Below are 9,384 nucleotides of genomic sequence, written 5' to 3'. Positions count from 1 at the left end.
CTGGCGGAGATCCTGCAACAGCGCCTGCAGGCGGCGCATGCAGCGCTGGTCGGGGATGGCTGAGACGTCCCGCGCGCTTACTTGCCGCCCTTGCAGGGTATCCTCCTGGCGATCAGGACGCCGGCGAGCATGTGGCGCCGCCGCTGGTCACGGTCTTGAAGGATTGCCATCGCTCTTCACCAGGACGTGCCGCGCGGATCGGAAACCGTGCGTTCAACCATGCGCGGTCGCGACAGCCGGAGCGCCGCGCCGCTCGCGCAGGCGCAGGAACGGCTGCTCCACCGCATAGTGCAGGACAGCCGCGAACAGCAGCGCCATGCCGGCATAGGCGGCGAAGGCGAGCGGTCCACGCCCGTCCAGCAGCGCGCCGAACCACGCCTGGGTCAGATGGAACGCCGCCTTGTGGCTCAGGTACAGGCTGTAGGACACCGCGGCCAGCCAGGCCGCGCCCGGCACCCGGCAACGCCCCAGCCATCCCTGGGTGGAGGCGCCGGCGCCGACCAGCAGCGCCAGCCCCAACGACAGCACCGGCCAGCCGATGGTATTGCCGAGCAGGCCGGTGCGGTCGCGGAACAGCCACATCGCCAGCGCACAGACCACGATGCCGGCAAGCGCCACGACGCTGGCGTGACGCTGCAGCCGCTGCCAGTGCTGCGGCCGGAAGGTCTTCAGCACCGCCAGCGCCACCCCCGCCAGCAGGCCGTCCAGGCGGTTCCAGGTCGGGTAGTAGAGATCCTCGATGAACCAGTTGCGCTGCAGCCCGGCACCGATGCGATCCAGCGCGCTGTCGTGCAGCCAGATCGCACTGCGCAGGGCGATGCCGGCCAGCACCACGGCCACGCACAGCGCCACGAAACGCGGCGCCGATGGCCGCCGCAGCAGCCACGCCGCCAGCAGCGGAAACACCAGGTAGAAGTGCTCTTCCACGCACAGCGACCACGCATGCGAGAACGCCTGCTGGTTGGCGTAGTCGATGCCCAGGTTGAGGGTGAAACTGGCGAACAGCCACCACGGCGCGATCCCGGGCGCTTCGCGGAACCCGGGCCATGCCAGGTACAACGCCAGCACCACTGCGTACGCCGGCAGGATGCGGTAGGCGCGGCGCCGGTAGAACTCGCCGTAGCGCAGCCGCTCGCCGCGGGCCAGCGGCGCCAGCACCTGGCCCCCGATCAAAAAGCCGCTGAGCACGAAGAACAGATCCACGCCCATCCAGCCATAGCGCGACAGCCACTCCCAATCCGGGCCCAGCCCACCGACCACGAAGGAGTGGAACAACATCACCCAGACGATGGCGGTGGCGCGCAGCAGGTCGAGGCCGGGATAGCGCATCGCAGCGGGTTGGCGGTGGGGAGCGCGCAGCTTACTGGCTGCATCGCCGGTTGCGGCGGCGGGCGTCTATCGACGCCCAAGCGATCGCGCCTGGAAGATGCAAGCCGCGGCGCCAGGCGGCCAACCCCAAGATTGCGTGCACGGGCGTACCCTCACCCCAACCCCTCTCCCGGGGGGAGAGGGGCTTGCGTGGGTCGCCACTGTCAGCCCAGCGGTTCGTCCGACAGGTAGGTGTAGCCGGTCAGGCCGGCCTCGAGCGCGTCGGCCAGTTCCGTGGCCTGCGCGGCCGGCAACTGCGCGGCGGCGACGCGTTCGGCGTAGGCGGCGCGCAGGTCGTCCAGGCGGTAGCCGACGTAATCCAGCATCACGTCGGTGGTGTCGCCGCGGCGCTGCTGGGCGATGCGGTAGCCGTCGCCATCCACCGCCACTTCCACCGCGTCGGTGTCGCCAAACAGGTTGTGGATGTCGCCCAGGATCTCCTGGTAGGCGCCGACCAGGAAGAAGCCGATGCGGTAGCTCTCGCCCTGGCGCAGCGCGTGCAGCGGCAGCGAGCTGTCCAGGCTTTCGTTCTCGACGTAGGTCTTGACCATGCCGTCGGAATCGCAGGTCATGTCGCAGACCACGCCGCGCCGCGCCGGCGCCTCGTTCAGGCGCTCGATCGGCACGATCGGGAACACCTGATCGATCGCCCACACGTCGGGAATCGATTCGAACACGCTGAAGTTGACGAAGTACTTGTCGACCAGGCGCTCGTTGAGCTCGTCCAGCACCGGACGATGGCTCTTTTCCTCATGGCTGAGCCGCGCCCGCACGCCATGGGCGATGGCGTAGAACAGGTCGTCGATGCGCGCGCGATGGGTCAGGTCGATCTGGCCCAGGGCGTAGCCGCTGAGGCCTTCGGCATGGAAATGCTGCGCCTCCTGGAACAGTTCCACCGCCGGGCGCTGGTCCAGTTCGGAATGAATCTCGCGCAAGTGGCGGATCGCCGCCGGTTCGTCGTCGTGCGCGTCGGGCACGCGGCCTTCCGGCGCCTGCTCCACCTCGGACACGTTGGCGATCAGCACGGCGTGGTGCGCAGTCATCGCGCGCCCGCACTCGGTGACGATGCGCGGCGGCGCCAGGCCGTGCTCTTCGCAGGCGCTGGCCAGCGGCTGCACGATGTTGCTGGCGTAGGAGTGCAGGCCGTAGTTGATCGAGCAATAGCTGCGCGAGCGGGTGCCTTCGTAGTCGATGCCCAGGCCGCCGCCGACGTCGACGTGGCTGATCTTCGCGCCCAGCTTGGACAGCTCGACGAAATAGCGGGTGGCCTCGCGCATGCCGTTGGCGATGTCGCGCACGTTGGAGATCTGCGACCCCATGTGGAAGTGCAGCAGGTTCAGCGCGTCGGCGTATTCGGTGTCGCGCAGGGTCTTCCACAGGTCCAGCACCTGCCGCGGCGACAACCCGAACTTGGCCTTGTCGCCACCGCTGTTCTGCCACTTGCCCGCGCCCAGCGAGGCCAGGCGCATGCGCACGCCCAGGCCCGGCTTCACGTCCAGCGCGCGCGCCTCCTCCAGCACCAGCTTCAGCTCCGACGGCTTCTCGATGACGATGAAGGTCTGCAGCCCGAGCTTGCGCCCGATCAGCGCCAGGCGGATGTACTCGCGGTCCTTGTAGCCGTTGCACACGATCAGCCCGCCCGGCCGCGACAGCGCCAGCACCGCCATCAGTTCCGGCTTGCTGCCCGCCTCCAGGCCGAAGCCCTCGCCCTGGTGGCTGGCCAGGGTGCCGGCCACGCCGCGGTGCTGGTTGACCTTGATCGGGTACACGGCGGTGTAGCCGCCGCTGTAGTCCCAGTCGGCCTGGGCCTGGGCGAAGGCGGCCTGCAGCTTGCCCAGGCGCTCGCCGAGGATGTCCGGGAAGCGCACCAGCATCGGCAGCTTGGCCCCGGCCGCGCGCGCGGCGTCCACCACCTCCGGCAGCGCGATCGCCACGCCGTCGGCGCCCTGCGGCCGCACCACCACCCGGCCGGCCGCGTCCACGTCGAAGTACCCGTCGGCCCAGTGCGGGATCGAGTAGGTCTTGCGGGCTTGGTCGAGGGACCAATCGCTCATCGTGGCGGCTCGGCTGAGGGAAAAAGGGCGTGGATTGTAACCCCTGCTACGCGTGGGGTCCGTTACAATCCGCGCCGTTCCGACGCCCTCGGCTCCTGGTGGAGCCGGGCCGGGTTCGCGGGCGCCTGGCGGGGCTTGAGTGCGCGGTGCCGCGTCCGGAGGGTGCGGCGACAGCATCGGGTAGCTCGGCTGCCCGTGCTGTGTCCGGCCCTCATCCGGCGAGGTACGGTAACAGCGTCGCGTGGCTTGGCTGCACGAGGCTGCGCCCGACCCTCATCCGGGGAGGTGTGGTAACAGCCTCGTGTGACCTGGCTGGATGAGGCTGCGCCCGACCCTCATCCGGCGCTTCGCGCCACCTTCTCCCGGGGGGAGAAGGAAACGCTGCATTCTTTTTGCTTTCCTAGGACATTCCATGAGCGCCAACGACAACTGGTACATCGAACACTTCCAGCCCACCGGCTCGGCCATCGGCTACCGCATCACCGGCAAGCTGGACGAGGTGCAGTCGCCGTTCCAGAAGATCGAGATCTACGACACCACCGACTGGGGCAAGCTGATGGTGATCGACGGCGCGGTGATGCTGACCACGCGCGACAACTTCTTCTACCACGAGATGATCAGCCATCCGGCGCTGTTCACCCACGCCGCGCCCAAGCGCGTGGTGATCATCGGCGGCGGCGACTGCGGCACCCTGCGCGAAGTGCTCAAGCACCCGGGCGTGGAAAGCGCCACCCAGTGCGACATCGACGAGCAGGTCACGCGCATGGCCGAGAAGTACTTCCCGGAACTGTGCGACTCCAACAACGACCCGCGCGCCGAGCTGCTGTTCGACGACGGCGTGGCCTACATGGCCAACTGCCCGGCCGGCAGCGTGGACATCGTCATCGTCGACTCCACGGACCCGGTCGGCCCGGCCGAAGGCCTGTTCAACAAGGCCTTCTACGAGAGCTGCTTCAAGGCGCTGAAGGACGACGGCATCCTGGTGCAGCAGTCCGAATCGCCGCTGGCGCTGCTGGACCTGATCAAGGAAATGCGCGCGGAGATGGGCAAGGCCGGCTTCGCCAGCTTCCACACCGTGCCGTTCCCGCAGCCGTGCTACCCGACCGGCTGGTGGAGCGTGACCATGGCGCGCAAGCAGGGAGGCTTCGACTTCCGCCAGGACGACGCCGCGGCCAAGCCGTTCGCCACCCGCTACTACAGCGCGCACCTGCACACCGGCACCCAGGTGCTGCCGCCGTTCGTGGCCGAGGCGCTGGGCGGCTAAGGCACCGTCCTCCGTCGGCATCGGCGCGCGCCTGACGTGCGCCGATGCCGCGGATCGCCGGCGCTGCCTCGGTCCTCGACTCTCGGCCGGTTCCCGCATCAGCGCATTCGCTGCGGCTACGGCGGCGTCCGAGTCGGCACCTCGCGCGAACGTGCCTGGCCTCTCCAGCTGGCCCGCCACGGGCCGCAGACTCCGGCAGGCACGAAACCCACGCCGGTAGCAGCAGCGTCAGCCGTGAGGCGTTACCGGGAACGCCCCGTCGCGGCTGAAGCCGCTCCTACAGCGCATTCATGCCAACCCGCTGTAGGCACGGTGACCGCGCGTTACAGCGCGTCCGCGTCCAGTTCGCCGGTGCGGATCCGCACCACCGTGCCCAGGTCGTAGACGAACACCTTGCCGTCGCCGATCTTGCCGGTGGCGGCGGCCTTGACGATGGCCTCGACCACGCGCTCGACCTGGTCCTCGCTGACCGCCACTTCCAGTTTCACCTTGGGCAGGAAATCGACCACGTACTCGGCGCCGCGATACAGCTCGGTGTGGCCCTTCTGCCGGCCGAAGCCCTTGACCTCGGTGACGGTGATGCCGGCCACGCCCTGCGCGGCGAGCGCCTCGCGCACGTCGTCGAGCTTGAACGGCTTGATCACGGCCATGATCATCTTCATGCGGCGTTCTCCAATCACAATGGCCTCAGGATAGCGCGGTTGCGCGATCGACGGCCGTCGGGTTCAATGGCCGCGCGCCCCCAACGCCGGAATTTTCCGACAGCGCGCCGCGTCCGATCCCGATGGTCCCGACCCGCCGGATACCGCAATCTGACGCCACCTGCCGGAGCACAGCCATGATCGACCTCAACCATCTCGACGACCTCGCCCGCCGCCTCAGCGACCTGGTGCCGCCGGGCCTGCGCCAATCCCGCGACGAACTGCAGAGCACCTTCAAGAGCGCGCTGCAGGCCGGGCTGGGCAAGCTCGACCTGGTCACCCGCGAGGAATTCGAAGTGCAGCGCGCGGTGCTGCTGCGCACCCGCGAGAAGCTCGAGGCGCTGGAGCGCAGCGTCGCCGCGCTGGAAGCGGCACGCAGCGGGCCCTCGCCCAGCCCCACCGCCTGATCCACCCGCCACCATGAGCCTGGCGCTGGTGCACAGCCGTGCCCGCGCGGGGGTGCTTGCGCCTCCGGTTCGGGTCGAAGTCCATCTGTCCGGCGGCCTGCCGACCACGCAGATCGTCGGCCTGCCCGAGGCGGCGGTACGCGAATCGCGCGACCGCGTCCGCGCCGCCCTGCTCTGCGCGCAGTACGAGTTCCCGGCACGGCGGATCACGGTCAACCTGGCCCCGGCCGACCTGCCCAAGGAGGGCGGCCGCTTCGACCTGCCGATCGCGCTGGGCATCCTCGCCGCCGCCGGCCAGCTCGACCCGCAGGTGCTCGGCCAGTACGAATTCCTCGGCGAACTGGCCTTGACCGGCGAACTGCGCCCGGTCGACGGCGTCCTGCCGGCCGCACTGGCCGCCGCCCAGGCTGGGCGCACCCTGATCGTCCCGGCCGACAACGGCGCCGAGGCCGCACTGGCGCAACACGTGCAGGCCTACACCGCACGCACCCTGCTGGAAGTCTGTGGATTGCTCAACGGCAGCAAGACCCTGCCCGCGGCCACCGCGCCGCCCACGGTCGCCGCGCCCTTTCCCGACCTGAGCGACGTGCGCGGCCAGGCGCAGGCGCGGCGCGCCCTGGAGATCGCCGCGGCCGGGCATCACCACCTGTTGCTGATCGGCAGCCCCGGCTGCGGCAAGACCCTGCTGGCCTCGCGCCTGCCCGGGATCCTGCCCGAGGCCAGCGAAGCCGAGGCCCTGGAGAGCGCGGCCATCGCTTCGGTCAGCGGCCGCGGCGTGGACCCGGCGCGCTGGCGGCAACGCCCCTACCGCGCACCGCACCACACCGCCAGCGCGGTGTCGCTGGTCGGCGGCGGCACTCATCCGCGCCCGGGCGAGATTTCGCTCGCGCACCACGGCGTGCTGTTCCTGGACGAGTTGCCCGAGTGGAACCGGCATGCGCTGGAAGTGCTGCGCGAGCCGCTGGAATCGGGCCAGGTGACCGTGTCGCGCGCGGCGCGCAGCGCCGAGTTTCCTGCGCGCTTCCAGTTGGTCGCGGCGATGAATCCCTGCCCCTGCGGCTGGGCCGGCGACCCCAGCGGCCGCTGTCGCTGCAGCGAGGACGCGGTACGCCGCTACCGCGCGCGCATCTCCGGCCCGCTGCTGGACCGCATCGACCTGCACGTGGAAGTGCCGCGGCTACCGCCACGGGCGCTGCGCGCCGATGCGCCGCCCGGCGAAGCCAGCGCCGTCGTGCGCGAGCGCGTGGAGCAGGCGCGGCAACGCCAGCAGGCCCGCGCCGGCCGGCCCAACGGCCAACTCGGCCACAGCGACACCCTGCGCGACTGCCGCCTGCAACCGCGCGACGAGGCGCTGCTGGAACAGGCCATCGAGCGCCTGCGGCTGTCGGCGCGCTCGCTGCATCGGATCCTGCGCGTGGCCCGCACCATCGCCGACCTGGACGCCAGCGAGCGCATCGCCACCGCGCACCTGACCGAGGCCATCGCGTACCGGCAACTGGATCGTGGCGAGCCAACGGCGAGCGCCGTGGGTCCGACGCCACCCGGGGCACGCCGCCTGGCAGGGTGACGCCAAGCCGCAGCCGGCGTGCGCCGCATCCAGTCTGCACCCAGTCGTGCCCGCTGAGCGCAGCACTCTGCCGTACGCGCTCAGCTCCTCGCCGCAGCGCCCACCCACTCGGCGATCAAGGCATTGCACCGCCTCGCATGGGTAAAGGTCATGCCGTGCGACGCCCCGCCCAGCACCTCATGGCCCGCCTGCGGCAGCCAGGCCGCCAACGCGGCGGCGTTGTCGCGGTACTGGGCCGGGCTGCGTTCGCCGGCGACCAGCAACACCGGCATCGCCAGGGCAGCGGCCTGCTCGGGCCGGTACGCCGGCAGCGCGTCGGCGATCTGCGGCACCAGGGTCTGCGCGTTGTCGCGCACCATCTGCCGGAAGCTGGCGCTGCTGCGCGCCCAGGCGCCGGGCTGGCTGACCGAATCGACGAAGCATTCCAGGCCGGCCTCGACCTGGCCGCCCTGCAGCAACGCGATCGCCTGCGCGCGGACCGCCTGTACTGCGACCGGCAGGCCCTGCGGTTGCGGGCCGCCCGGATCGAACAGGGTCAGGCTGGCGATGGCATCCGGCCGCAACAGCGCCGCCTGCCAGGCCACGGCGGCACCGCGGGAATGGCCGACCAGATGCACCGGCCGCGCTTCCTCGGCGATGAAGGCGGCGAGCTGCTGCGCATGCCAGCGCCAGCCGAACGCATGCCGCGACGCCGATGGCAGTCGCGGGTAGTACTGGCCCAGGCTCAGCGCGCTGAGCTGGAAGCGGTCGGCCAGGCCGCGCAGTTGCGGCGCCCAGTAGCGGTAGTCGCACAGGGCACCATGCACCAGCAGCACCGGCGCGCCCTCGCCCACCCGCAGATAGGCCAGCGCGTCGTCCGCGCCGAGCCGGCGGACGGCCGGCTTGGGCAGGGGCGTGCGCGAACTGCTCGTCGCGATCATGCGTGCGACACCGCGACTACCGCCAGCGACGCCGACAGCCAGCGGCCAACAACGCCATCGCCGCGCAAGCAACACGCCGTTTGCGTCGAAAGGGAATTGGGGAAGCGCTCGGCATCCCGATACGATAGCCGTATCGCCCCGGCGCGGCGACACTGCAGCGATGCGGTGGCGATGGGCGGCACAGGCACAGCATCGCGCTGGCCGCGCGGCACGCGCGCCGGAACGGCGGCGGCAGCCTCCCACCCACAAGGCTGCCAGAGCACACTCCCGCATGAGGGCCTGTGCGACGCAGGGTCGCGCTGTGTCGCACCCTGCATGCATCAGGCAATCACACCTCCAGAATGTGGCGCGTCCGCGGCGCGACGATGGCGAGGCGATGACCTTGATCTCACCGCAAGGGTGCTCCGCGCTTGCCACCATCGCACCGCGGACGCCGCTGCCTACGCCTCAGGCGCATCACCCGCGCCGAGACGGTCGAACCCGGCCTGGCCTTTCCCCCGATCAGCCAGGCCGCCGGGACGCAGAGGCGGCAGCCACCCCTGCGTCCCTCGCCACTCCGTCAGTCGACGAAGCTCAGCACCAGCGCGCGCACCTGCTGCACCGACACGCCCGCCTGCTGTTTCAGCGCGCCGAGCGCGTAGGCGCTGAGCGTTTCGCGGTCCATGCGTGCGGCCGAACGCGGCGCCACCACGTGGAGCGTGCCGTCTTCCAGCAGGGACAGGCGCAGCGTAGCGTTCTCGTCCGCATCGACGGCCACGCTGGTCTGGGCGCTGGCGCGAACGTTCTGCTGCAGGTTCGGCGCGGTCGGCGCGCTGCCGTCCAGCGGGTGCAGCGCCAGGCTGCTGCCCAGGTCTTCCACCCGCAGGCGGCCAAGCGCACGGCCTTCGCCGTCGAACACCGTCAGCACCGCCACTTCAGGCTGCGCCAGGGTCTCGCCACCGGTAGCGAGGCTCACGCCGGCACCGTTGCGCAGCACCTGCTCCATCGCCACATCGCCCGGGGCACCGCCGCGCTGGCCGGCACCCTGGCTTGCGGCGCCAGCACCGCCCTGGGCATCGGCGACGTTGCTTGCGCCGTTGCCACCGGCATTGGCGCCCGCCGAG

General features: G+C 70.7%; 8 protein-coding genes. 3 read left to right on the top strand and 5 right to left on the bottom strand.

The genetic code is table 11. The features are described 5' to 3' along the window. Positions 1-213: 213 nt before the first annotated feature. Both D588_RS0118255 and speA read right to left on the bottom strand, forming a co-directional pair. Entirely contained in the window at positions 214-1,329 is a 1,116-nt protein-coding gene (locus tag D588_RS0118255; RefSeq protein ID WP_017917000.1) for an acyltransferase, read from the bottom strand. A gap of 203 nt (positions 1,330-1,532) precedes the next feature. Further along, positions 1,533-3,422, bottom strand: a complete 1,890-nt coding sequence (speA, locus tag D588_RS0118250) for an arginine decarboxylase (RefSeq protein WP_017916999.1) — start codon at positions 3,420-3,422, stop codon at positions 1,533-1,535. A gap of 412 nt (positions 3,423-3,834) precedes the next feature. On the opposite strand from speA, the gene speE reads away from it, so the two are divergent. Further along, positions 3,835-4,686, top strand: coding sequence for a polyamine aminopropyltransferase (gene speE / locus D588_RS0118245; protein ID WP_017916998.1), 852 nt, complete (start codon positions 3,835-3,837; stop codon positions 4,684-4,686). 323 nt (positions 4,687-5,009) lie between these two features. On the opposite strand, the gene D588_RS0118240 is transcribed toward speE, so the two are convergent. Beyond that, positions 5,010-5,348 (bottom strand): P-II family nitrogen regulator, encoded by a 339-nt coding sequence (locus tag D588_RS0118240; RefSeq protein ID WP_010341856.1) that lies wholly within the window; start codon positions 5,346-5,348, stop codon positions 5,010-5,012. A gap of 176 nt (positions 5,349-5,524) precedes the next feature. Here D588_RS0118240 and D588_RS0118235 point away from each other — a divergent pair, with 176 nt between their 5' ends. Together D588_RS0118235 and D588_RS0118230 are read left to right on the top strand one after the other, a co-directional pair. Further along, positions 5,525-5,794 carry an accessory factor UbiK family protein gene (locus D588_RS0118235; RefSeq protein WP_010341857.1) on the top strand — a complete coding sequence of 90 codons (270 nt, stop codon included), beginning with the start codon at positions 5,525-5,527 and terminating at the stop codon, positions 5,792-5,794. 13 nt (positions 5,795-5,807) lie between these two features. Further along, the gene (locus D588_RS0118230; protein ID WP_017916997.1) at positions 5,808-7,361 is read left to right on the top strand and encodes a YifB family Mg chelatase-like AAA ATPase; all 1,554 of its coding nucleotides are present in this window, start codon (positions 5,808-5,810) and stop codon (positions 7,359-7,361) included. An 80-nt stretch (positions 7,362-7,441) separates the two neighbouring features. Here the strand turns inward: D588_RS0118230 and D588_RS0118225 are convergent, their stop codons facing one another. Beyond that, positions 7,442-8,281 (bottom strand): alpha/beta fold hydrolase, encoded by an 840-nt coding sequence (locus D588_RS0118225; protein WP_017916996.1) that lies wholly within the window; start codon positions 8,279-8,281, stop codon positions 7,442-7,444. A gap of 559 nt (positions 8,282-8,840) precedes the next feature. Beyond that, the coding region (locus tag D588_RS25330) for a hypothetical protein (protein ID WP_043085885.1) at positions 8,841-9,384 on the bottom strand (544 nt) is incomplete at its 5' end.

The sequence above is a fragment of the Xanthomonas sp. SHU 308 genome (genome assembly GCF_000364645.1).
GTDB lineage: Bacteria > Pseudomonadota > Gammaproteobacteria > Xanthomonadales > Xanthomonadaceae > Xanthomonas_A > Xanthomonas_A sontii.
Note: the sequence above shows the minus strand (reverse complement) of the source record. Positions and strands in the feature narration are given on the sequence as shown.

What these genes read in the sequence shown, in the direction of transcription:
- D588_RS0118255 (WP_017917000.1), bottom strand. Translation starts at nt 1,329, where the DNA reads ATGCGCTATCCCGGCCTCGACCTGCTGCGCGCCACCGCCATCGTCTGG.
- speA (WP_017916999.1), bottom strand. Translation starts at nt 3,422, where the DNA reads ATGAGCGATTGGTCCCTCGACCAAGCCCGCAAGACCTACTCGATCCCG.
- speE (WP_017916998.1), top strand. Translation starts at nt 3,835, where the DNA reads ATGAGCGCCAACGACAACTGGTACATCGAACACTTCCAGCCCACCGGC.
- D588_RS0118240 (WP_010341856.1), bottom strand. Translation starts at nt 5,348, where the DNA reads ATGAAGATGATCATGGCCGTGATCAAGCCGTTCAAGCTCGACGACGTG.
- D588_RS0118235 (WP_010341857.1), top strand. Translation starts at nt 5,525, where the DNA reads ATGATCGACCTCAACCATCTCGACGACCTCGCCCGCCGCCTCAGCGAC.
- D588_RS0118230 (WP_017916997.1), top strand. Translation starts at nt 5,808, where the DNA reads ATGAGCCTGGCGCTGGTGCACAGCCGTGCCCGCGCGGGGGTGCTTGCG.
- D588_RS0118225 (WP_017916996.1), bottom strand. Translation starts at nt 8,281, where the DNA reads ATGATCGCGACGAGCAGTTCGCGCACGCCCCTGCCCAAGCCGGCCGTC.